The organism is Yoonia sp. SS1-5 (assembly GCF_038443705.2).
Classification (GTDB): domain Bacteria; phylum Pseudomonadota; class Alphaproteobacteria; order Rhodobacterales; family Rhodobacteraceae; genus Yoonia; species Yoonia rhodophyticola.
On sequence record NZ_CP151767.2, the window covers coordinates 1,377,666 to 1,399,381 of the forward strand.

Genomic DNA, 21,716 nt, shown 5'->3' on the forward strand with positions numbered 1-21,716 from the left:
CATGCTTTTGAACAGGCGCAAATCCCAAGCACGGCCAATAGTTTAATATTAAACCATCTTAGAGGATATCCAATGTCAGATGATGCAAAATCAACCCTGCGACAGGCTGCATTGGATTATCACCGCTTCCCCAAACCCGGCAAACTGGAAATTCGCGCGACCAAGCCGCTGGCCAATGGGCGCGATCTGGCAAGGGCCTATTCCCCCGGCGTGGCAGAGGCATGTCTTGAGATCAAGGCAGATCCAGCGACGGCGCGTGCATATACCTCGCGCGGAAACCTCGTTGGCGTGGTGACCAACGGGACCGCCGTTCTGGGGCTGGGCAATATTGGCGGACTGGCCTCAAAGCCGGTGATGGAAGGCAAAGCCGTCCTTTTCAAGAAGTTCGCCAATATCGACTGTTTTGATGTGGAACTGGATGAACCCGATCCCTACAAGCTCGCCGATATCATTTGTGCGATGGAACCGACCTTCGGGGCCATCAACCTTGAGGATATCAAGGCGCCCGAGGCGTTTATCGTCGAGGCCGAATGCCGCAAGCGGATGAACATCCCGGTCTTTCACGACGATCAGCACGGCACGGCTATCGTCGTCGGTGCAGCCGCCACAAACGCGCTGCATCTTGCAGGCAAATCATTCGAAGACATCAAGGTTGTCAGTACCGGTGGCGGGGCTGCCGGGATTGCCTGCCTCAACATGCTTCTCAAGCTGGGCGTGAAGCGCGAGAATGTCTGGCTCGCTGATCTGGCGGGGTTGGTCTATGAAGGCCGCACCGACGACATGACCGACCAAAAGGCCGCCTACGCGCACGGCACGAGCGCCAAGACCCTTGATGAGATTATTGAAGGCGCTGATCTGTTCCTTGGGCTGTCAGGCCCCGGGGTTCTAAAGCCTGAAATGGTGGCGAAGATGGCCAAGACGCCGATTATTCTGGCCCTCGCAAATCCGAACCCCGAAATTGATCCTGCCGCGGCCCGCGCAGTGGCACCGGATGCAATCATTGCGACCGGGCGCAGCGATTACCCCAATCAGGTCAACAACGTCCTGTGTTTCCCGTTCATCTTTCGTGGGGCGCTGGATGTTGCCGCGACAGATATCAATGATGAAATGAAGCTGGCCTGCATTGCAGGTATCGCAGCCCTCGCCCGGGCCACAACCTCGGCCGAGGCAGCCGCGGCCTATAGCGGCGAACAACTGACCTTTGGGCCCGAATATCTGATCCCGAAACCATTTGACCCCCGGCTGATGGGCGTTGTGGCCAGCGCGGTCGCGGGTGCCGCAATGGAAACAGGCGTCGCACAGCATCCGATTGATGACATGCAGGCGTATAAGGCGAACCTGGATGCGTCCGTCTTCAGATCCTCCCTGATCATGCGCCCGGTCTTTGATGCCGCCCGCACCTCTGCCCGCAATATCGTATTTGCCGAAGGTGAAGACGAACGGGTTCTGCGCGCGAGCCAAGCCATGATGGAGGAAACAACCGACAAGCCAATCCTGATCGGACGGCCCGAGGTGATCGAACAACGCTGCGAACGGGCCGGTCTGAAAATCAGGCCGGGGGCCGATTTCAGCGTGGTGAACCCCGAGAACGATCCCCGCTACCGCGATTATTGGGGCACCTATCACGATCTGATGGCCCGGCGCGGTGTGACCCCCGACCTTGCCAAGGCAATCATGCGCACAAATACAACCGCAATTGGTGCCGTCATGGTCCATCGGGGCGAGGCCGACAGCCTTATCTGCGGTACCTTTGGCCAATTCCGCTGGCATCTGAACTATGTGACCCAGATATTGGGGACAGATGTGCTGCACCCCGTGGCGGCGCTGTCGCTGATGATCCACGAAGAAGGGCCGTTATTTATTGCCGACACGCAGGTGCATACCGAACCAACGCCGGCACAGATTGCCGAAACCGTCGTCGGCGCGGCCCGGCATGTGCGGCGTTTCGGGGTTGAGCCGATCATCGCGCTTTGCACGCACAGCCAGTTCGGCAATCTGGTCTGCGACACCGGTGACAGGATGCGCGCGGCCATGGCGATCCTTGACCAATCCCCCCGCGACTTTGCCTATGAGGGCGAAATGAATGTCGACACCGCCCTTGATGTCGAATTGCGTGGCAGGGTGTTCCCGCAGGCCCATCTACCGGGCGCCGCCAATACCCTGATCTTTGCCAATACCGACGCGGCATCCGGCGTGCGCAATATCCTCAAGATGAAGGGCGGTGGCCTTGAAGTTGGGCCAATCCTGATGGGCATGGCCAATCGCTGCCATATCGTCACCCCCTCTATCACGGCCCGAGGATTGTTGAACATGTCGGCGCTGGCAGGCACGCCAGTGGCGCATTACGGCTGACAACATGATGGCATTCCGCAGTTTCCACCATTTGCCGCGACGGTCCGGGCGTTTCGACAGGGCGTTGCGCCGTAACGGGACACCACCAGCGCATCAATTCGAACCCAATCAGATCATACCGCCCGCAGCCCCAGCAACAGCAGGCAACGCAGCCCCATGACCGACACGCCCTTACCCGTATTTCTGTGTTTCAAATGGGGCGAAGGTTACCCGTGCAAATACACCAATATCCTCTTTCGCGCGCTGACCGATGTGATGCAAACCCCGTTCCGACTGGTCTGCGTCACGGACGATCCGACCGGGCTGGCCGAGGGTATTGAGACCCGGCAATTCCCAAAATTCGCGATGGACAAAGGTGATTGGCACAAGGGCATGTGGCCCAAGCTAACGGCCTTTGCGCCGGGTCTGATCGAAGACGGCACGCCCGTGATCATGATGGATGTCGACGTTGTCATATTGCGCGATCTGACACCACTTTTTGATCATCTGCGTGCAAATCCGGGCCTGCATATCATTCGCGAAATACCCGACACCCTGCCGCGCCTGTTTCCCAAGATCTTCGCGAAGGAACTGCTGTCCAATTCCTCGGTTGTCGGATTTGTCGCTGGAACCCAGACCCACCTTTATACGCAGAGTTGTGACAAAACCCGGTCGGCGTTGAAGGAATGGCGCAACGATCAGAACTACATCCATTATCACGCCAATGATCGGCACAGTTGGCCCATAGGGTGGATGCTGAGCTTCAAGAAGGATCTGGCCTATCATTTTCCGGTGGGGCTTGTGCGCCCGATCCCACGGCCCGACGGCTATGTGGTGATCTTTCACGGCAAGCCCGATCCCGAAGAAATGACCAAAGGACCATTTCAGCGCTGGGGATCACCGGAAAAGTTCGGGTATTTCCCGGTGCGCTGGATCAAGGACTACTGGAACAAGCATAGTCGCCCGACAGACCGTTAGCGCGGCTGTAAAAAACTTTACCCATCTTCCGGCACCGGCCCACATCATGCTTGTTCCGTGGATCACCGGTGCTTACCACTTTGGTCAATAAGGGAGGTGCGCAATGGGATATGCAGACGTTTACGCCACATGGCAGGCGGATCCGGAAAAGTTCTGGTTGGAACAGGCCAAGGCCATCGACTGGGATACCCCGCCCTCGCGCGCGCTGGATGACAGCAAGGCCCCGCTTTATCGGTGGTTCGCCGATGCAAAGGTCAACACCTGCTATAATGCGGTTGATCGCCATGTTGAAAACGGGCGGGCAGATCAGGTTGCGATTATCTATGACAGCCCGATCACAGGCACCAAATCCAAAATCACCTATGCCGAACTGAAAACGAAGGTTGCGACGCTGGCTGGGGCGTTGCGGGACAAGGGGGTCGTGACCGGGGACCGCGTTATCATTTATATGCCCATGGTGGCGGACGCACTCGTGGCGATGCTGGCTTGCGCCCGGATTGGGGCAATTCACTCGGTGGTCTTTGGCGGGTTTGCCGCCAATGAACTTGCAGTGCGTATTGACGATGCCACCCCCAAAGCCATTATCGCCGCCTCATGCGGGTTAGAGCCTGGGCGCGTTGTCGCCTACAAACCACTGCTGGACGAGGCCATCAGCCTTGCGGCGCACAAACCGGACTTCACCATCATCCTGCAGCGCGAACATGGCCCCTGTGACCTGATAGCCGGGCGCGACCACGATTGGGACGCTGTTCAGGCTGGCGTGACCCCGGCCGATTGCGTGCCGGTCGCGGGTGATCATCCGGCCTATATCCTTTATACATCCGGCACGACCGGCGCGCCCAAAGGCGTTGTGCGCCCAACCGCGGGTCATCTTGTTGCGCTGAACTGGACGATGAAGGCAATCTACAATGTCGACCCCGGTGATGTATTCTGGGCGGCATCCGATGTGGGTTGGGTCGTCGGGCATTCCTATATCTGCTACGCCCCGCTGATCCACGGCAACACCACCGTAGTGTTTGAAGGCAAGCCCATCGGAACCCCGGATGCAGGCACCTTCTGGCGTGTCATTGAGGAGCATCAGGTGCGGTCGTTCTTTACCGCACCAACCGCGTTTCGGGCGATCAAGCGCGAAGACCCGGCTGGCGAGATGATCACCAATTACGATATTTCCTGTCTCCGCGCGCTGTATCTGGCGGGCGAGCGCGCCGACCCTGATACGATTGAATGGGCGCAACGGGTCATGGGTGTGCCGGTCTATGACCATTGGTGGCAAACTGAAACAGGCTACACAATTGCGGGCAACCCCGCAGGAATCGAGGCACTGCCAGTCAAAATCGGCTCGCCCACGGTCGCGATGCCCGGCTATGACGTGCAAATCCTTGATGAGGGCGGCAATCCGATGCAACCGGGCGAACTGGGTGCAATTGCGGTCAAACTGCCCTTGCCGCCCGGGACATTGCCGACCCTTTGGAATGCCGAGGATCGGTTTGTGAAATCCTACCTGACCACCTTCCCCGGCTATTACGAGACCGGTGATGCGGGGATGATCGACACGGACGGCTACCTCTATATCATGGCGCGCACCGACGACGTGATCAACGTGGCCGGACACAGGTTATCGACCGGCGCGATGGAGGAAGTCCTTGCCGCCCATCCCGATGTGGGCGAATGCGCGGTGATTGGTGTGACCGACAGCCTGAAAGGGCAGCTTCCGCTGGGTTTCGTGTGTCTGAACAAGGGATGTGACAGGCCCCACCCGGATATCGCCGCCGAAGTCATCAAATCGGTCCGCGAGACGATTGGCCCGGTCGCTGCGTTTAAACTGGTCGCGGTGGTTGAACGACTCCCCAAGACCCGGTCGGGGAAAATCCTGCGCGCGACCATGGTCAAGATCGCCGACGGCGCGGCGTTCAAGATGCCCGCCACGATCGACGATCCCGCAATCCTGGACGAAATCGCCGACGCGTTGCGGCCGCTGGGCTACGCGGGCGGCTGAGCGCTCAACACACGAAAGGCATGACGTTGACCTAACGGCTTTCGCGGGTCCGTGATCCATGTTATGCGCACAACCATTGCTTGAAGGACGACAAAACCAGTAACCCTGCAGCGCGACACGATTGCGCATGTCAAACATGCGGCGCCGAGGAGAGGTTTGTGATTTCGAAATACGACAACCGCTTTGCCAATATCAGTCGCATCGAGGATCCGTTAGAGCGGCGCAGAGCTGTTGCACTCCAAGCCGCGCAAATCGGTGTGTTTGAATATGAACCCGAAACTGACATCGCCTTTTGGGATAGCCGGGTGCGGGAATTATGGGGCATTCCGGCAGGCGAAGTGATCACCTACGACAAAGTGGTGCGGCAGGTTCACCCGGATGATCTGGAACTCCACGATGACGCAACCGCCCGCGCGCTTGATCCAACCGGCGACGGGCGACTTGATATCACCTACCGTCTTTTTCCGCGCAAAGGCCCAAGGATGCGTTGGATACACGCGGTGGGCTATTGCTTTTTTGATGGCGACAGGCCCGTGCGTCTTGTGGGGACAGTGCAGGACGTGACCGCCCAGAAACGCGCCGACGACAAGAACAAGATGCTGGTTTACGAGCTGGAACACAGGGTCAAAAATACCCTCGCCACCGCAATCGCGGTTCTCAGCCTGTCGCGCGGTGCCCATGCGGATGTCGACCAATATTTCAACGCCGTGCACGAGCGGCTGCGGTCACTGGCCTCATCGCATGACCTTTTGCGCAAAAGCCAATGGACTGCCGTCGACTTCGCCGACCTGCTGAACCGCGAGGCTGACGGATTTATCGGCCAGCAAAGCAATCGGTTGCTGCTGAAAGGCGCACCAATTGCCATCCCGCCGGGCCATGTGATGACATTAAGCATGGCCATCCACGAATTGATGACCAACTCGGCCAAATTCGGCGCCTTGGCATCTGATGATGGCACCATCGAAGTCACGACGTTTGTGACGGGAAAAACACGCAAGATCGTCTGGAAAGAAACCGAGTGTGCCAAGCCGCCCGACACGGCAGAGACCCGCACGGGCCTTGGTAGCGTATTGATCCAGAACATCATGCCAACAGAACTTGGCGGGACGGTCAGCCGTCGTTTCGAAGGGCGGACCATGATACTGGAAATTGCATTCTCAACAAAAAAGGCACGACAGACATGACCACAAAACCACGCGTGCTTTTGCTCGAAGATCAGATGATGATTGCCTTTGACCTCAAGGCCACGATGGAACGCAACGGGTTGGAGGTTGTCGGCCCGTTCGCAAATGCCAATCAGGCGCTTTCCAGCACTGACATGTCCGACATTGACGTGGCTGTGCTTGATTTCAATCTGGGCGATGACGCCACCAGCGAAGTCGTGGCCGAAGCGTTGCTGGCGCATCAGAAACCGTTCATGTTTCTGACCGGCTATGGCAGCGTCGGGGCGCTGCCCAAGAAATTTGATAAGGTTGACAGGCTGCTCAAGCCGATCCGCGATTCCGACCTTGTTGAAACGGTCAAGCGGCTGGCCGCATCCGCAGGGTAGGCCCCGCCATCAGGCAAATTGTTCGCGGATCAATCGTTCTTCCAGACCATGCCCGGGATCAAACAGGATCCGGTGCCGAATTGTCGGCTCCGAACTGATTTCGGCGCTGACGACATTACGCACAGATGTCCCGTCCGCATCGGCCATCACCGGGCGCTTGGTCGGGTCAATCACGTCAAAGCGGACAACGGCCCGTTTTGGCAACAGCGCCCCCCGCCATCGCCGTGGCCGGAATGCGGCCATCGCCGTCAGCGCCAGCACATCAGACCCGATCGGCAGGATCGGCCCGTGGGCAGAATAGTTGTAGGCGGTTGATCCCGCAGGGGTCGCAACAAGGGCGCCATCGCAGACCAGTTCCTGCATCCGCAACTTGCCATCAACGGTGATGCGCAGCTTGGCCGCTTGGGGACCAGCGCGAAGTAAGCTGACCTCGTTAATCGCAAGCGCCTGATGCATCTGCCCATCAGCCGTCAAGGCCGTCATCGACAAAGGGTTGATCACCTCTTCCTCGGCCGCATCCAGCCGCGCGGGCAGGTCATCGGGCTGAAACTCGTTCATCAGAAAGCCAACCGTCCCCCGGTTCATGCCATAAACGGGCGCGTCCAGTTCTTGGGTCGCGTGCAGGGTCTGCAGCATGAAACCGTCCCCGCCAAGTGCGACAATCACGTCGGCTTCGGGTTGGGGAACATCACCATGCGCTGCGGCCAATTCGCGCAATGCGGTTTGCGCAATTGGAACCGGGCTTGCCACAAAGGCGATTTTGGGGCGTGGCATCAGACAATTATCCTTTTGTTCCGATAAGTTCTGCGTGCATCGCAGGCGAAACGCAAGCCGCGGATGCGAAACGCCTATGCCTGCCTCATGAACATCTTGGTCGTTTTGATGCTTTAGAACGGCCCGTTCTTGCGGTATTGGGGCGCAATCTGTTTGCCAATGCCCATACGAAGGGGGAAACACCCATGAACGTCACTGTCCGCGATAACGGTTTTTTCACTGAGACGCTTGCAACCCGTGATCCCGAAATTCACGCAGCCATGCAGGCCGAACTTGGCCGGCAGCGCAAGGAGATCGAGCTGATCGCCTCCGAAAACATCGTCTCGGCTGCCGTGATGGAAGCTCAGGGCGGCGTGATGACAAACAAATACGCCGAAGGTTACCCCGGACGCCGCTACTATGGTGGCTGTCAGCATGTGGATGTGGCCGAAAACCTTGCCATCGCCCGGGCAAAGCAACTTTTTGGCTGTGAATTTGCAAATGTGCAGCCAAATTCGGGCAGCCAGGCAAACCAGGGTGTGTTTCAAGCATTGTTGCAGCCCGGTGATACTATCCTTGGCATGTCGCTTGATGCAGGCGGTCACCTGACCCATGGAGCCAAGCCGAACCAGTCGGGGAAATGGTTCAATGCAATCCAATATGGTGTGCGCCGCGAAGACAGCCTGCTGGACTATGACGAAGTGGCCCGGCTGACTGCTGAACACAAACCCAAGATGATCATTGCCGGCGGCTCTGCCATTCCGCGGATCATTGATTTCGCCAAAATGCGCGAAATTGCGGACACAGTTGGGGCGGTTCTGCTGGTCGACATGGCCCATTTCGCGGGTCTTGTCGCGGCGGGTCTGTATCCATCCCCCTTCCCCTATGCCCATGTGGCCACAACGACAACCCACAAGACATTGCGCGGCCCGCGCGGCGGCATGATCCTGACCAATGACGAGGCGATTGCCAAGAAATGCAATTCCGCCATCTTCCCCGGCATTCAGGGCGGGCCCTTGATGCATGTCATCGCCGGCAAGGCCGTTGCATTCGGCGAAGCATTGCGCCCCGAATTCAAGACCTATCAGGAACAGGTGGTCAAGAACTCCCAGGCCCTGGCAGACCAGTTGATGAAAGGCGGGCTTGATATCGTGTCGGGCGGGACTGACAGCCACCTGATGTTGGTTGATCTGCGCCCCAAAGGCGTCAAGGGCAACGCGACCGAGGTCTCGCTTGGCCATGCGCATATCACCTGCAACAAAAACGGCATTCCGTTCGATCCGGAAAAGCCGATGGTGACCTCGGGCATTCGGCTTGGCTCACCGGCTGGGACAACGCGCGGCTTTGGTGAACCTGAATTCCGGCAGGTCGCCGATTGGATCGTGGAAGTGACCGAAGGGCTGGCAGCAAACGGCGCGGACGGCAATGGCGCGGTCGAAGCCAAGGTCCGCGCCGAGGTCGAGGCACTTTGCGACAAGTTCCCGATCTATCCTGGGCTCTGAAAAAACCCATTTTTCCAAGATCAAAGAACGGCCCCGGCGGCCGTTCTTTTTCGTTCGCTCCTAGGGTCAGGACCCTAAGCGCGCGCCACATATCGGGCGGTCAATGGGATCGCGGCCATCAACGCAGCCAGCAACCAGAATGCCGTTGGCAAGCTGGCACCTTGCGCCACAAATCCGATGATCGCGGGCCCCATGAGAATACCCGCATACCCCGTCGTCGTCACGGATGCGACGGCCAAGCCCGCCGGCATGATTTTCTGTCGTCCTGCGGCACTGAAAACGATCGGCACCAGATTAGCCGCCCCCAGCCCGATCAGGACAAACCCGCCCAACGCAAGCCCCGGCCAAGGCGCGGTCAGGATCATGGCGAAACCCAGCATTGCCGCGATGCCACCGGCGACCAGAACCGTCCATTCACCCAGCAACGACACGATCCGGTCCCCGGTTAGCCGTGCCGCAACCATCGCAACCGAAAACAGGATATAGCCCACGCCCGCGCTTTCAGCAGGCCGCAAATCCAGCTCAATCACCAATAGCGCACCCCAATCCAGAACGGCGCCTTCGACAAGAAATGTGACCCCCGCCAGCACGGCCAGAAGCAGCACGGTACCACGTGGCAAGGCGAAGGGTTCCGGCTCTCGCCCGCTGACCGACAATAGACGCGGACGCATCACGACGATGGCGCATAGCGATATGACCGCCCCTACGGCGGCAGCCGCAGTGAAAGACACCCCCGCCGAGAGCAGCACTGTCATCAGCCCCGCGCCAAAGAAGCCCCCAATGCTGAACTGTGCGTGAAAGTTGGACATCAACGGGCGTTTTTCGATCCCCTCGATTTCCGCGCCGTGCACGTTCATCGCCACATCAATTGTCCCAAGCGATGCCCCAAAGAAAAACAGCCCCACGCCCAACATCGCGGGTGTCGGGGCAATGGCCAGAACCGGCAGAAACGCAACCAGGCCAAAGCCACCCAAAACGATCATTGGCCTTGCCCCATGGCGGGCCGCGATAACACCGGTGGCGGGCATCGCGATGATTGACCCAAGGCCAAGACACAGCAGAAGCAAACCAAACTGGACTTCATCCGCGCCGACATTGGCCTTGATGAACGGAAAAAGCGGCGCGCAGCACGCAATCGCAAAGCCCGCTGCAAAAAACGCAAGACGAGTGGCAAGCCGTGCCGGCGCCGTGTGGGTATGATCGTTCAAGATGTCACCTTTCAAGATGCGCCTGATCCAGGTCGGGCCAATGCAAATTGCAGCCCTGCCTGTGCCAGTGGCGCAACCTGCGCGGGCGATGCATCGGTGACCAGCAGATCAATCTGTGCCAGCGACAAGGTGTGATGGCGCGCGCGCCGGCCGAGTTTTTCATGATCGGTGACAACAATTGTCCGCGCAGCCGCGGCCTGCATCGCCTGCTTCATGCGGGCTTCTGCATCGTCATCCGAACTCAGGCCAAATTCACAATCCAGCCCACACGCCCCCAAAACGGCCACATCGGCCGCGACGGCGCTGATTTTTTCGCGCGCGAATTCACCCGTCGTGATCCCCCCGCTTGTGCTGAGTTTTCCACCCAGCACGAAAACCGGGATGTCACATTCCTGACAGGCAATCGCAATCCAGGGCGACGGCGTCATGATCAATCGGCCATCGCGCGGTGGAAGTTGGGAAATCAACGACAGGGTTGTTGTCCCGCCATCCAGCAGCAGCGTTGACGCGTCTGCAATCTGCGCGACCGCCAAGGCGGTCAAGCCCGGGTTGATCCCACCCCCCTTTGCCAGCCGCATATGCAAGGGCGGCGCCGGTCGTGCGATGGGAACAGCCCCACCGCGCACCCGCTGCGCATGCCCGTCCGCCTCCAGCGCCAGAATGTCGCGCCTTATTGTATCAAGCGAGACGCCGAACTCGCCCGCCACGTCGCTGGCCACGATCTGTTGGCCGCGCGCAAGTCGTTCCGCCAGGACCTGTTGGCGCGTATCGGGGATATTCAAATTCATGCAACTTCCTGCATATTATTGCATAAACCTGCATAGGAGGCATTGGCTATCCCGTCAATAGCGCGGCCCGATAATCCGCATCTGCACAGGAACTGCACAATCGCATGCAGAACGCTGCGCGTTTGCGCGGCACAACCAGACCCATGAAACACACAAGACATATTGAACGGCTGTTGGGGGATCGCGCCCGGGCCCTTTTGCCCGGCCCCGTCGCCGAATTGGTGATGTTCGTGCTGAAACAAGGCTGGGCCTGCCTGTTTGGCGCCACGCTGCTGGGTGCCATCATCGGCACCCGCCTGATCTGGGATGAAAGCTGGGCCATTGCCCGTTATGATGCGCTGTTTGTGATCGCCGTCAGCCTGCAGGTCCTGTTTCTGGCGTTCAAACTGGAAACATGGGCAGAAGCCCGGGTCATCTTGCTGTTTCACATCACAGGCACGGCGATGGAGTTGTTCAAGGTCAATGCCGGATCATGGAGCTATCCCGAATACGGTCTGTTCAAGCTTTACGGCGTTCCGCTATTTTCGGGCTTCATGTATGCGGCGGTGGGCAGCTATATCGCGCGGGTCATCCGCCTTTTTGATATGAAATTCGCGCCCTTCCCCCCGGCCTATCTGCATTTCGCCCTCGCGGTTGCGATTTATCTGAATTTCTTCACGCATCACTTTGGCCCCGATATCCGCTACATTCTTTTTGGGCTGACCATCGTGATCTATTGGCGCACACGGATCTGGTTTCAGATCGGGCGCAACTGGTACTGGATGCCGCTGCCGCTTGCGGCCTTTCTGGCCAGTTGTTTCCTCTGGCTTGCAGAAAACATCGGGACCCTGACAGGCACCTGGATCTATAGCGGGCAGAACCCGCTAGAGCTTGTCAGTTTTGCAAAACTCGGGTCGTGGTATCTGCTGCTTTATGTTGCATTTGCGACGGTCACGATCGTGGTCCGCGCGCCGCTTAGGGTCAGGACCCTAGACAAAGCCGCGTTGCACCAGGACATATAGAACTAGGACAAACACCACAATCAACGCAAGCGCCACAGAGGCCGCGATATTGAGTATCCGGGTCCACATGGCTTCGCGCGGGTCCAGCCGTTCCAGATAGGCGACCACATTGGCATGCGCCTTCTTGATCTGATCATCATTCACCATCCGTGCAAGTTTGGGGTTGGCGTCCAACCGGCTTGCGTCGATCAGATGGCGCATATCACGACGGATCTTGCGCGGCAGGCGGCGCCCGGCCTTGCGGACCTGATGGCGCAGATCACAGCCCTTGATCCACATCTTGGATTCCATCAAGCCCCTGACTTCGGCGATATATGTGGGCAATTGCGCGCTCATGTGGCGGGGCGTAGTCGGGAAATGGCATCCGCTCAATCCTTCTGGTGTTACGCGCCGGCAAAGGGTTAAAACAGATGCATGTTGAACACGGTTTCTTATGACGGTCCGGACAGCACCCCATTGCTGATTGCGCATGGGCTGTTCGGCTCTGCCCGCAACTGGGGTGTGCTGGCCAAACGCCTGTCCCAGACCCGGCCTGTCCTTGTCGTTGATATGCGCAATCATGGGGCAAGCCCCTGGTTTGACACGCAATCCTATCACGATATGGCCGATGACCTGGCCGAGGTGATTGACCAGCCGATGGATGTGCTTGGACATTCCATGGGTGGCAAGGCCGCAATGGTGCTTGCACTGCAACATGCGGACAAGGTGAATAGGCTGGTCGTGGCCGATATCGCACCCGTTACCTATGCCCATTCGCAGCAAGGCCCGATTGACGCCATGCGTGCTGTCGCGTTGGACAGCATCACATCGCGCGCCGATGCCAAGGCGCAGCTGGGTCAGCTGGAACCGGGTGTTCCGGATTTCCTGTTGCAAAGCCTCGACATGAAAGCGCGCCGCTGGACGCTGAACCTTGATGTTTTGGCCGCTGACATGGACAAGATCATAGGATTTCCGGAAATTTCAGGCACATATGACAAACCAACACTCTTTTTGTCTGGCGCCCAGTCCGACTACGTCAAGCCAGAACATCGACCCCAGATCAAGACGCTATTCCCAAGCGCAAAGTTCGCCAAGATCCCCGGGGCGGGCCATTGGCTGCATGCGGAAAAACCGCGAGAATTCGAAGCCGCGGTTGCGGCATTCCTGACCCACTGACACGAACGGAGCCATACATGAACACCGATCTGCTGAAACGTCTTTGCGAAACGCCCGGCGTCCCCGGCCATGAACATCGCGTGCGCGATCTGATCACCGCAGAGATCGACGGCATGTTTGACGCTGTGTCCACAGATCCGATGGGGTCGCTCTTATGCCGGCGCGACGCCAGCAAGAAAGACGCCCCAAAGGTCATGTTGCTGTGCCACATGGACGAGATAGGGTTTCTGGTCAGTCACATCACCAAGGAAGGGTTTCTGTATCTGCAGGCCGTTGGCGGCTTTGATCCGCGCAACCTTTTCTCGCGCCGGGTGCTGGTGTGCACCGATGCGGGCGATTTCAAAGGGGTGATGAACCCCGGTGGCAAGCCCATCCACATTTCCGCCCCCGAAGACCGCAAGAAAGTTCCGCCCGTGGGTGATTTCTTTGTTGATCTGGGCATGGGCAAGGCCGCGCATGATGTGGTCAAGGTCGGCGATTTTGTCGTTATGGATGAACCCTTTCTCGAGATGGGGAACAAATTCGTGTCCAAGGCGCTGGATAACCGGATTGCCTGCTGGCTGGGGATCGAAGCGATCCGCCAGTTGGGCGACAAGGGGCGCGGTGCCGAGATTCACGTGGCCTTTACCTCGCAGGAAGAGGTCGGATTGCGGGGCGCGCGTACCTCGTCCTTTGCCATCAGGCCCGATATCGGGCTGGGGATTGATGTGACATTGTCCTGCGATACGCCGGGCATCCCCGAAAAGGACGCCACAACCAAGCAGGGCAAAGGTTTTGGCCTGCATGTGCGTGACAGCTCTTTCATTGCGGATAAGGCACTGGTGGCCGAGATCGAGGCGCTGGCCATCGCAAATGACATCCCCTACCAGCGCACGATGCTGGCAGCCGGTGGTCAGGACGGGGCCGCAGCACAGCAAGCCGCTGCCGGTGCCCGCGCGGTCGGGATCACGGTCGGCACCCGCTATATCCATACGGTGACCGAGATGATCGAGACATCCGACCTTCAGGCGGCCCTCGATATCCTTGTGGCCTATCTGTCGGAATATTGACCGATCCGGTCGTGACCACGGAATTGGTCGGCAGGCTGATTGCTGACCAATTCCCACAATGGGCCGCGCTGCCGATCCAACCGGTCGCACAATCAGGCTGGGACAATCGCACTTTTCATCTGGGCCCTGCCATGTCCGTGCGCCTGCCCAGTGCAGCGCGCTACGCCGCACAAGTCGCAAAAGAGCAGCGATGGTTGCCCCATATCGCGCGCCATGTCCCACTGCCGATCACCAGCCCTGTCGCGGCTGGCCGACCCGGCTGCGGGTATCCTTTTGGATGGAGCGTGATGACATGGCTGCCGGGCAAGACGCTGACCGATGAACCGGTCGCGGCCGATCTTGCGGATTTTCTGCGTGCCTTGCACCGGGTTCCCACCAAAGGTGGCCCATTGCCCGGCGCACATAATTTCCACCGCGGCGGTGATCTGCGGATATATGATCAGGAATTACGTCATAGCCTTGATCAACTGGGCGCAAATGTTGACGCGGAGGCGGTCATGCGGATCTGGTCGCGGGCCTGCACCAGCACGTGGCACCACACCCCTGTCTGGCTGCATGGTGATGTGGCGCCGGGCAATCTGCTGACTGACGGACGAAAGCTGTCGGCTGTGATCGACTTTGGCAGTTGCGGCATTGGCGATCCGGCCTGCGACCTGACCATCGCCTGGACCAGCTTTCGCGGGGCCGAACGTGCAACGTTCAAAGACAGACTGGCGCTGGATCCAGATACATGGACACGCGCCAAAGGCTGGGCCTTGTGGAAAGCCGCATTAGAGGCGTGCAAGGGCAGCCCGGACGGCTATCGTGTGATCACCGAAGTTATCGGCGATAACGGGCGTTAGGACTGCTTGGCCTCAAGTGCTGCGATACGGGCAGACAGGGCCTCGTTTTCCTCGCGGGCCTTCTGGGCCATCGCACGGACAGCATCGAACTCCTCGCGTGTGACAAAATCACGATCAGCCAGCCAGCGATCCATCAAGGATTTCATGGCTGTATTCGCCTCGTCCTTGGCGCCCTGGGCCACGCCCATCGCATTTGTCATCAACTGGCTGAGGTCATCAAACATCTTGTTCTTGGTCTGCATTCTCGTCTCCAATCCGCGTTATCTGATATATGGGTGTTCGCGCGGGTGTTCGCAAGCCGACAAGGCTGGTTGACTTCGCCGCAGGGGCGCGAAAAACAGTCAGCCATGATAGCTGCATTGCAATTCCCCAATATCTCGCCCGAGATCGTGTCCTTCAGCATTCTGGGGTTTGAACTGGCTCTTCGCTGGTATGCGATGGCCTATATCGTGGGCATCGCAATCGGATGGCAGATCATCAAGGCCGCGTTGCGCCGGCCGGCCCTGTGGCGCAACGGCCCGCCCATGCAGGTCAGCCAGCTTGAGGATTTGCTGACCTATATCGTCATCGGCGTCATTGGCGGTGGGCGGTTGGGTTACGTCTTTTTCTACAAGCCCGGCGATTTTCTGAGCAATCCGATTGATATCATCAAGATCTGGGAAGGTGGGTTGTCATTCCATGGCGGGTTTCTGGGGGTCGTCCTGGCAGTCTATCTGTTCAGCCGGCGCAAGGCCGTGCCCTTGCCCGATCTGGCCGATATTATCGCTGTGGCGGCCACACCTGCGATACTGCTTGTCCGCTGCGCGAATTTCATCAATGCCGAACTTTGGGGCCGACAGACTGAACTGCCTTGGGGGGTCATCTTTCCCGGCGCTGCCGCTCAATCATGCGCGACAGCGGCTGCCCCCTGCGTGCGCCATCCATCGCAACTCTACGAGGCGGGGCTGGAAGGTCTGCTATTGGGTACGGTCCTGTTGCTGCTTGCCTTCCGGTTTGGCGGGCTGAAAAAGCCATGGCTGTTATCGGGCGTGTTCTTTGCGGGCTACGGGATGGCCCGCTTTCTGGTCGAATTTGTCCGCCAGCCGGATGCGCAATTTGTCAGTGCGGGAAATGAACTTGGCTGGGCGCTGCATGCCGGTGGATACGGGCTGACAATGGGGCAGCTTCTGACCCTGCCAATGATCATTGCGGGCATGACGGTGATCCTGCGCGCCCGGCGGGCATGACGACACTGCTGGAAACGCTATGCGCCCGGATCGGACGGACCGGGCCAATGACTGTGGCAGACTATATGCAGGATTGCCTGATGCATCCGCAATACGGCTATTACAGCACGCGGGACCCGTTGGGCAGCGCTGGTGATTTCACAACCGCGCCGGAAATCAGCCAGATGTTTGGCGAACTAATGGGCCTGTGCCTTGCGCAGGCCTGGCTGGATCAGGGCGCGCCGCCCAGTTTCACATTGGCCGAGCTGGGACCCGGCCGGGGCACATTGATGGCCGATATGCTACGTGCGACGGTCAAGGTCCCCGGATTTCACGACGCCGCAAAAGTGCATTTTGTCGAAACCTCTGCCGCACTAAAGACCAAGCAGGCAGAAGCCGTGCCTGATGCCGTTTGGCATGACACCGCAGCCCAATTGCCGGACGCGCCGCTTTTTCTGGTTGCAAACGAGTTCCTTGACGCGCTGCCCGTACGGCAGTTTATCCGCGATGCGGGCGGCTGGCGGGAACGCATGATCGGGGCGCGGGATGGGGCGCTATATTTCGGGCTTTCCGATCCGACGCCGCTGAGCCTGCTGGATCACAGATTGGCCGATACCAAACCCGGTGATCTGGTAGAGCATTGCCCGGCGCTGTCCGGCATCACGACCGCCATCAGCAACCGCATCGCGGAACAGGGCGGTGCGGCCGTGATCATCGACTATGGCGATTGGCAATCACTGGGGGATACGTTGCAGGCCATGGCCAACCACGCTTACGTTGATCCGCTTGCAGCGCCCGGCGATGCGGACCTGACCACCCATGTTGATTTCGCGGCCATTGCCCGGCACGCGGCCCCTGCCCGCCATACACGATTGACAACGCAGGGCATGTTCCTCGAGCGGCTTGGCATCACCCAACGCGCCCAGACACTTGCCGCGGGGTTAGAGGGTGCCGCACTTGATGCGCATATTAAGGCACATCGGCGCTTGACCCATCCGGGTGAAATGGGTGACCTTTTCAAGGTGATCGGACTCTATCCCGCAACAGGCAATGCGCCACCCGGACTGGAACCATGACACTGGATATCATTACCGACCCCGCCCTTGAGGGCGTCCAGCACGGCTTTTTCAGCCGCGTCGGCGGTGCCTCGTCCGGTGTGTTTCAGGGATTGAACTGCGGTTATGGCAGTTCCGACCAGCATGATATTGTCACGATCAACCGGCAACGCGTTGCAAAAGCCATGGGGGTCGAGGCCGATCATCTGGTAGGGGTCCATCAGATCCATTCCGCCAACGCGATTACGGTTGAGGCCCCGCTTGATCAGGCCGTCAAGGCCGATGCGCTTGTCACGGCAACGCCCGGGCTGGTGCTGTCGGTGCTGACCGCGGATTGCCAGCCGGTCCTTTTTGCAGACAGGAAGGCCGGTGTCATCGGTGCGGCGCATGCAGGCTGGCAGGGGGCCCTGAACGGGATCCTCGATGCAACCGTCACGCAGATGGAAGCTATCGGCGCAGACCGGCAGAACATCACAGCCGTGATCGGGCCATCCATCAGCCAGCGCAACTACGAGGTCGGGCCAGAGTTTCAGGCCCGCTTTCACGAGGCGGATCCCAAATATGACCGGTTCTTTGCAAAAGGGCGTGATGGCAAATATCAATTTGATTTGCCGGGTTTCGGTTTGCACAGATTGGCCGCAATCGGGGTGCAGACAGCCGCCTGGACGCATCACTGCACCTATGCAGATCAGGCGCGGTTTTTCAGCTACAGACGGTCGGTGCATCAAAAAGAGGCGGACTATGGACGCCTGATCGCTGCAATCCGGCTTTAAACCGGGCGGGAATAGGGCGGCCAGATGAACAGGATAGACCAAACCTGTCCAGCAACGCGAAAATGCCAGAGCGCCCAATAATATAATTATATTATATCAGATACTTAGACGAAAAACAGATTGTTCACAGGGCGTCTACAGTTTTTCACGCATCCGCCCTAGTCTTGCCCGGTTGCCCCTGCAGATTGCTTGTCATCGGGGGATAGATACGGAACGACAAGAAAAGGGCGAAGACTATGAAAGATCGCTGGCAACAATCCCTCGAAGCAGCCGTTGCTGCATATGATACGCCCTCTGTTTGGAAGCGTGGCACACAGCGGCAGGCCCTGATTGCACGGCGCAAGCTGGAAAAAGCCGCCAAGGTCGCGCAGCGCAGCATCCCGCAACAGCGGCACGCGTAGCACCCGACCTCTCATTGATCGTGGCAGGCAATTTTGTCCAACGGCGCAACAGTTCGCTTTGCGTAACGTCATTGGCCGATTTTCCTGCCGCAATTGCAGAAACTTTTTGACACGAAGGGGCCACATCAGGCATTGTGAAGAGGATAGCAACCTCCTCAGATGTTGTCCGTGGGATACACGGCTGGTGTGATGACCTATTAAGGACACACATGCGGATGTACCCCACAACTGCTGCCGGAAAGGCCGCAGAAATTCAGACAAGTCCGAACCTTCTGGATCGGACCGCTAGACAAAGTGGGCGACCTCAGCGCAACAAGCCTCAAATGCGCAAATATGAGGTCGCCTACCTTACTCATACAGGTGACATTGCTGAACTGGCGCTGATGGCGCCCGCCACCCCGGCATTCGAGGATTCCTTTGGCGCCTTGGGGCATGGGGCGATTTTGCAGACCCGCAACGGGCCCATGGCCGTCGAAGACCTGCTGCCGGGTGATGATGTCAGGTTGTCCAATGGACAATTTGATCGGCTTTTGTGGCGCGGCCGCATGACGGTATTGCCAGCACTGTCCGGTCCGGACCGGCATAACATGTCCCTGACCCGTGTTACGGCCGATGCCCTTGGGCCCCAGCGCCCCGCACCAGATGTCGTCCTGGGCCCAACCGCCCGTTTATTCCACAAGGCGCCCGGCATCCGCATGCTGACCGGCAGCGCTGCGGCCTATATCCCGGCGCAGGATTTTGTGGATGGTAGCAGCTTTATCGCGCTCAGCCCTGCGGCCCCCGTCAATGTGTATCAGTTGGGATTTGCCGCACATCAGCGCCTGTCCGTCAACGGGATTGAAATTGAAAGCCTGCACCCCGGAACAGCCTTTGCGTTGGGTCTGCGCGGCGAGATGCTGGCGCAATATCTGTCGCTGTTTCCGCATAAACAGAACCTGTCCGATTTCGGCACGTTGCAATATCCGCGCATCCGGCTGCGGGATTTGGACTTGCTGGATAGCCGGTAGGCACCTTTCAGGATCTGGCGGGTGTCCCAGCAATCAAGCAGGCGTTCTCGCCGTCTGAATATGGGCCGACCGGCCCCAGAACCGCCACATCAACAAGATCGCGGCAAGCGCAAGCCCGACGACCAGCCCCAGCCAAAGGCCGACCGCCCCCAGGCCAAGGACAAATGCAAACACATAGCTCGCTGGCAGACCAACGACCCAATAGCTAAGCGTGGCCATCAACATCGGCATCGTCGTGTCCTGCACGCCGCGCAGCAAACCCAGCGCCATCACTTGCGCTGCATCAACAATCTGAAAGAGCGCTGCGACCATGACGAGGGCCGCACCAATCCCCAGTAGCCGCAGCCGCTCGGGCTCTGCCGGGTCGATGAAAAGGGATACCAGAAATTCCGGCATCAGCACGAAAACCCCCGAGGTCAGCAGCGCAAACAGGGCAGACATGCCGATTGCGGCAATACCGCCCCGGCGCAGGGATACGGCATCCCTGCGCCCCAAGGCGCGACCTGCGCGCACGGTTGCGGCCTGCGAAAAGCCGATATGAACCATGAAGGCCATGCTGGCCAGCTGGATTGCAATACCATGGGCCGCAAGCTCGACCGCGCCGATCCAGCCCATCATGACCGCGCTGGCGCTGAACAGCCCGCCTTCGGCAAGCGACGTCAGCCCGATCGGCCAACCCAGCCGGAACACCCGTGCCATGATTTCCGTATCTGACCGCCAGAAATTCTTGAACAGCTGGTATTGTGGCAGCACCCGCAGCGTGTAGATGACCAGCACCGCCGCCGAAAAGATGGTCACGCAAAGCGACGCGATGGCGGCCCCGCGAATGCCCATTTCGGGCGCGCCCCAGTTCCCAAAGATCAGCACGTGGTTGACAATCGCATTTAACACCGCCGCCCCAACCGTCGCCCAGAGAATAATGGCCGTATGCTCCAATGCGGCCAAAAAGGACTTCATCGACATCACGATCAGGGCCGGGATCATCTGCCAGATGATGATCTGGAGATAGATTTGCGCCAGCGCCGCAACGGCGGGATCCTGGCCGATGGCCAACAGGATCTCTTCGGCCCAGAAAAACGGGATGGTCACCGCAAGCCCGTAGAAGATCGACAACCACAGGCCCATCCGTGTCACCCGGCGCACTTGTGTATCGTCGCCTTCTTCCGCAGCTGCCGCAACCAGCGGCGTCAGTGCCTGCGCAAAACCCGCACCCACGATGAAGATGACAAAAAACATCGTCCCCGCGATGGTTGAGGCCGCCAGCGCCGTCACATCGTACCAGCCCAGCATCACCGTATCCGTCATGGTGATCGCAAATTGCGCCAAATTGCTTAGGATCAGCGGCATGCCCAAAACCCAGATCGACCGCATGTGGTCCCTATATGTCTGGGTCTGGTGTTGCATGTGTCATGCCATAGGCCGGATGGATGGCCGGGTCCATAGACATGATTAGGCCGCCATGCCAGATTGAGGCATGACCGACTTTGCATCATTACTGCCGCAGGCCCGCGCCTTTCTTACCGCTCTGGCTGCGAACAACAACCGCGACTGGTGGCAAGACAACAAGACCGACTATGACACCCGGCTGAAGGCCCCGGCGCTGGCCTTGCTTGAAGCGATCACCCCCGATCTGCGCAGGCTGACGGGCGCGCCAATCACCACAAAGCTGTTTCGTCCGCATCGCGATGTCCGGTTCTCGAAGGACAAGACACCCTATAACACGCATCTGCACATGATGTGGCAAGTCGCAAGTGATGCCCCGCAAAACCCGGTTTTCTTTTTTGGCATCGGTCTGGACTATGTCACCACAGGTGCTGGCATGATGGGCTTTGACAAGCCGGTTCTGACAAACTGGCGCAAGATGGTCGATCTTGATACGGCCCGCATCAAGGGGACTGTCGATGCGCTGGTTGCGGATGGGTTCAAATTTCGCGAGCCCGCGTTGAAACGGGTCCCGCCCCCATTCGACAAGGACCATCCGGCGGCGGATCTGTTGCGCATGAAAGGATGTGTTGCCAGCCGCGAATGCCCCGGGACGGGCGAGCTTGCAGATGAAATCCGGGCGGCATTTACGGCGCTTTGGCCGCTCAACGCCTTGTTGATATCAATTGCCGAGGCATGAT

Annotated in this window: 22 protein-coding genes; 16 read left to right on the top strand and 6 right to left on the bottom strand. The window is 58.9% G+C overall.

Going from position 1 to position 21,716, the window contains the following annotated elements; genetic code table 11:
• The first annotated feature begins 72 nt into the window (after nt 1-72).
• From AABB31_RS08475 to AABB31_RS08495, 5 genes are all read left to right on the top strand, one after another.
• Nucleotides 73-2,352, top strand: coding sequence for an NADP-dependent malic enzyme (locus AABB31_RS08475; RefSeq protein WP_342078553.1), 2,280 nt, complete (start codon nt 73-75; stop codon nt 2,350-2,352).
• A 156-nt stretch (nt 2,353-2,508) separates the two neighbouring features.
• Entirely contained in the window at nt 2,509-3,309 is an 801-nt protein-coding gene (locus tag AABB31_RS08480; RefSeq protein ID WP_342078552.1) for a putative nucleotide-diphospho-sugar transferase, read from the top strand.
• Between the two features lie 103 nt (nt 3,310-3,412).
• Nucleotides 3,413-5,305, top strand: coding sequence for a propionyl-CoA synthetase (locus tag AABB31_RS08485; RefSeq protein ID WP_342078551.1), 1,893 nt, complete (start codon nt 3,413-3,415; stop codon nt 5,303-5,305).
• Nucleotides 5,306-5,463: 158 nt separating this feature from the next.
• Nucleotides 5,464-6,489: an HWE histidine kinase domain-containing protein gene (locus AABB31_RS08490; protein ID WP_342078550.1), complete on the top strand. Its 1,026-nt coding sequence runs from the start codon at nt 5,464-5,466 to the stop codon at nt 6,487-6,489.
• Nucleotides 6,486-6,854: a response regulator gene (locus tag AABB31_RS08495; protein WP_342078549.1), complete on the top strand. Its 369-nt coding sequence runs from the start codon at nt 6,486-6,488 to the stop codon at nt 6,852-6,854. Before AABB31_RS08490 ends, AABB31_RS08495 begins: the two co-directional genes overlap by 4 nt.
• 9 nt (nt 6,855-6,863) lie before the next feature.
• Here the strand turns inward: AABB31_RS08495 and AABB31_RS08500 are convergent, their stop codons facing one another.
• Nucleotides 6,864-7,628, bottom strand: a complete 765-nt coding sequence (locus tag AABB31_RS08500; protein WP_373635630.1) for an NAD kinase — start codon at nt 7,626-7,628, stop codon at nt 6,864-6,866.
• Between the two features lie 185 nt (nt 7,629-7,813).
• Here AABB31_RS08500 and glyA point away from each other — a divergent pair, with 185 nt between their 5' ends.
• On the top strand, nt 7,814-9,109 hold the full coding sequence (glyA, locus tag AABB31_RS08505; protein ID WP_342078548.1) for a serine hydroxymethyltransferase: 1,296 nt from the start codon (nt 7,814-7,816) through the stop codon (nt 9,107-9,109).
• 74 nt (nt 9,110-9,183) lie between these two features.
• Here the strand turns inward: glyA and AABB31_RS08510 are convergent, their stop codons facing one another.
• Together AABB31_RS08510 and AABB31_RS08515 are read right to left on the bottom strand one after the other, a co-directional pair.
• Nucleotides 9,184-10,317 (bottom strand): MFS transporter, encoded by a 1,134-nt coding sequence (locus AABB31_RS08510; protein ID WP_342078547.1) that lies wholly within the window; start codon nt 10,315-10,317, stop codon nt 9,184-9,186.
• An 11-nt stretch (nt 10,318-10,328) separates the two neighbouring features.
• Nucleotides 10,329-11,105: a DeoR/GlpR family DNA-binding transcription regulator gene (locus AABB31_RS08515; protein ID WP_373635631.1), complete on the bottom strand. Its 777-nt coding sequence runs from the start codon at nt 11,103-11,105 to the stop codon at nt 10,329-10,331.
• 143 nt (nt 11,106-11,248) lie between these two features.
• Here AABB31_RS08515 and AABB31_RS08520 point away from each other — a divergent pair, with 143 nt between their 5' ends.
• Nucleotides 11,249-12,106, top strand: a complete 858-nt coding sequence (locus AABB31_RS08520; protein ID WP_342078543.1) for a DUF817 domain-containing protein — start codon at nt 11,249-11,251, stop codon at nt 12,104-12,106.
• On the opposite strand, the gene AABB31_RS08525 is transcribed toward AABB31_RS08520, so the two are convergent.
• Entirely contained in the window at nt 12,074-12,442 is a 369-nt protein-coding gene (locus tag AABB31_RS08525) for a hypothetical protein (RefSeq protein ID WP_342078542.1), read from the bottom strand. The two genes, AABB31_RS08520 and AABB31_RS08525, sit on opposite strands and share 33 nt — an antisense overlap.
• A 78-nt stretch (nt 12,443-12,520) precedes the next feature.
• On the opposite strand from AABB31_RS08525, the gene AABB31_RS08530 reads away from it, so the two are divergent.
• The 3 genes from AABB31_RS08530 to AABB31_RS08540 are packed head-to-tail and all read left to right on the top strand — an operon-like array spanning nt 12,521 to nt 15,152.
• Nucleotides 12,521-13,261: an alpha/beta fold hydrolase gene (locus AABB31_RS08530; RefSeq protein ID WP_342078541.1), complete on the top strand. Its 741-nt coding sequence runs from the start codon at nt 12,521-12,523 to the stop codon at nt 13,259-13,261.
• A 17-nt stretch (nt 13,262-13,278) separates the two neighbouring features.
• Entirely contained in the window at nt 13,279-14,310 is a 1,032-nt protein-coding gene (locus tag AABB31_RS08535) for a M20/M25/M40 family metallo-hydrolase (RefSeq protein WP_342078540.1), read from the top strand.
• Nucleotides 14,307-15,152, top strand: a complete 846-nt coding sequence (locus AABB31_RS08540) for an aminoglycoside phosphotransferase family protein (RefSeq protein WP_373635632.1) — start codon at nt 14,307-14,309, stop codon at nt 15,150-15,152. Before AABB31_RS08535 ends, AABB31_RS08540 begins: the two co-directional genes overlap by 4 nt.
• Here the strand turns inward: AABB31_RS08540 and AABB31_RS08545 are convergent.
• Nucleotides 15,149-15,394, bottom strand: coding sequence for an accessory factor UbiK family protein (locus AABB31_RS08545; RefSeq protein WP_342078538.1), 246 nt, complete (start codon nt 15,392-15,394; stop codon nt 15,149-15,151). The two genes, AABB31_RS08540 and AABB31_RS08545, sit on opposite strands and share 4 nt — an antisense overlap.
• A 105-nt stretch (nt 15,395-15,499) precedes the next feature.
• On the opposite strand from AABB31_RS08545, the gene lgt reads away from it, so the two are divergent.
• From lgt to AABB31_RS08570, 5 genes are all read left to right on the top strand, one after another.
• Nucleotides 15,500-16,378 (top strand): prolipoprotein diacylglyceryl transferase, encoded by an 879-nt coding sequence (lgt, locus tag AABB31_RS08550; protein ID WP_342078537.1) that lies wholly within the window; start codon nt 15,500-15,502, stop codon nt 16,376-16,378.
• On the top strand, nt 16,375-17,433 hold the full coding sequence (locus AABB31_RS08555; protein WP_342078536.1) for an SAM-dependent methyltransferase: 1,059 nt from the start codon (nt 16,375-16,377) through the stop codon (nt 17,431-17,433). The genes lgt and AABB31_RS08555 overlap by 4 nt, the downstream gene beginning before the upstream one ends.
• Nucleotides 17,430-18,185, top strand: a complete 756-nt coding sequence (pgeF, locus tag AABB31_RS08560; protein ID WP_342078535.1) for a peptidoglycan editing factor PgeF — start codon at nt 17,430-17,432, stop codon at nt 18,183-18,185. The genes AABB31_RS08555 and pgeF overlap by 4 nt, the downstream gene beginning before the upstream one ends.
• Before the next feature lie 236 nt (nt 18,186-18,421).
• A complete protein-coding gene (locus AABB31_RS08565) occupies nt 18,422-18,586 on the top strand; it encodes a hypothetical protein (RefSeq protein ID WP_342078534.1) in 165 nt (54 codons plus the stop codon).
• 323 nt (nt 18,587-18,909) lie between these two features.
• Nucleotides 18,910-19,593, top strand: coding sequence for a Hint domain-containing protein (locus tag AABB31_RS08570; protein ID WP_342078533.1), 684 nt, complete (start codon nt 18,910-18,912; stop codon nt 19,591-19,593).
• A gap of 33 nt (nt 19,594-19,626) precedes the next feature.
• Here the strand turns inward: AABB31_RS08570 and AABB31_RS08575 are convergent, their stop codons facing one another.
• Nucleotides 19,627-20,997: an MATE family efflux transporter gene (locus tag AABB31_RS08575; RefSeq protein WP_342078532.1), complete on the bottom strand. Its 1,371-nt coding sequence runs from the start codon at nt 20,995-20,997 to the stop codon at nt 19,627-19,629.
• 70 nt (nt 20,998-21,067) lie between these two features.
• Here AABB31_RS08575 and AABB31_RS08580 point away from each other — a divergent pair, with 70 nt between their 5' ends.
• Nucleotides 21,068-21,715: a TIGR02453 family protein gene (locus AABB31_RS08580; RefSeq protein WP_342078531.1), complete on the top strand. Its 648-nt coding sequence runs from the start codon at nt 21,068-21,070 to the stop codon at nt 21,713-21,715.
• Nucleotide 21,716 lies beyond the last annotated feature (1 nt).

What these genes read in the sequence shown, in the direction of transcription:
- AABB31_RS08475 (WP_342078553.1), top strand. Translation starts at nt 73, where the DNA reads ATGTCAGATGATGCAAAATCAACCCTGCGACAGGCTGCATTGGATTAT.
- AABB31_RS08480 (WP_342078552.1), top strand. Translation starts at nt 2,509, where the DNA reads ATGACCGACACGCCCTTACCCGTATTTCTGTGTTTCAAATGGGGCGAA.
- AABB31_RS08485 (WP_342078551.1), top strand. Translation starts at nt 3,413, where the DNA reads ATGGGATATGCAGACGTTTACGCCACATGGCAGGCGGATCCGGAAAAG.
- AABB31_RS08495 (WP_342078549.1), top strand. Translation starts at nt 6,486, where the DNA reads ATGACCACAAAACCACGCGTGCTTTTGCTCGAAGATCAGATGATGATT.
- AABB31_RS08500 (WP_373635630.1), bottom strand. Translation starts at nt 7,628, where the DNA reads ATGCCACGCCCCAAAATCGCCTTTGTGGCAAGCCCGGTTCCAATTGCG.
- glyA (WP_342078548.1), top strand. Translation starts at nt 7,814, where the DNA reads ATGAACGTCACTGTCCGCGATAACGGTTTTTTCACTGAGACGCTTGCA.
- AABB31_RS08515 (WP_373635631.1), bottom strand. Translation starts at nt 11,105, where the DNA reads ATGAATTTGAATATCCCCGATACGCGCCAACAGGTCCTGGCGGAACGA.
- AABB31_RS08520 (WP_342078543.1), top strand. Translation starts at nt 11,249, where the DNA reads ATGAAACACACAAGACATATTGAACGGCTGTTGGGGGATCGCGCCCGG.
- AABB31_RS08525 (WP_342078542.1), bottom strand. Translation starts at nt 12,442, where the DNA reads ATGAGCGCGCAATTGCCCACATATATCGCCGAAGTCAGGGGCTTGATG.
- AABB31_RS08530 (WP_342078541.1), top strand. Translation starts at nt 12,521, where the DNA reads ATGTTGAACACGGTTTCTTATGACGGTCCGGACAGCACCCCATTGCTG.
- AABB31_RS08535 (WP_342078540.1), top strand. Translation starts at nt 13,279, where the DNA reads ATGAACACCGATCTGCTGAAACGTCTTTGCGAAACGCCCGGCGTCCCC.
- AABB31_RS08545 (WP_342078538.1), bottom strand. Translation starts at nt 15,394, where the DNA reads ATGCAGACCAAGAACAAGATGTTTGATGACCTCAGCCAGTTGATGACA.
- lgt (WP_342078537.1), top strand. Translation starts at nt 15,500, where the DNA reads ATGATAGCTGCATTGCAATTCCCCAATATCTCGCCCGAGATCGTGTCC.
- AABB31_RS08555 (WP_342078536.1), top strand. Translation starts at nt 16,375, where the DNA reads ATGACGACACTGCTGGAAACGCTATGCGCCCGGATCGGACGGACCGGG.
- pgeF (WP_342078535.1), top strand. Translation starts at nt 17,430, where the DNA reads ATGACACTGGATATCATTACCGACCCCGCCCTTGAGGGCGTCCAGCAC.
- AABB31_RS08565 (WP_342078534.1), top strand. Translation starts at nt 18,422, where the DNA reads ATGAAAGATCGCTGGCAACAATCCCTCGAAGCAGCCGTTGCTGCATAT.
- AABB31_RS08570 (WP_342078533.1), top strand. Translation starts at nt 18,910, where the DNA reads ATGCGCAAATATGAGGTCGCCTACCTTACTCATACAGGTGACATTGCT.
- AABB31_RS08575 (WP_342078532.1), bottom strand. Translation starts at nt 20,997, where the DNA reads ATGCAACACCAGACCCAGACATATAGGGACCACATGCGGTCGATCTGG.
- AABB31_RS08580 (WP_342078531.1), top strand. Translation starts at nt 21,068, where the DNA reads ATGACCGACTTTGCATCATTACTGCCGCAGGCCCGCGCCTTTCTTACC.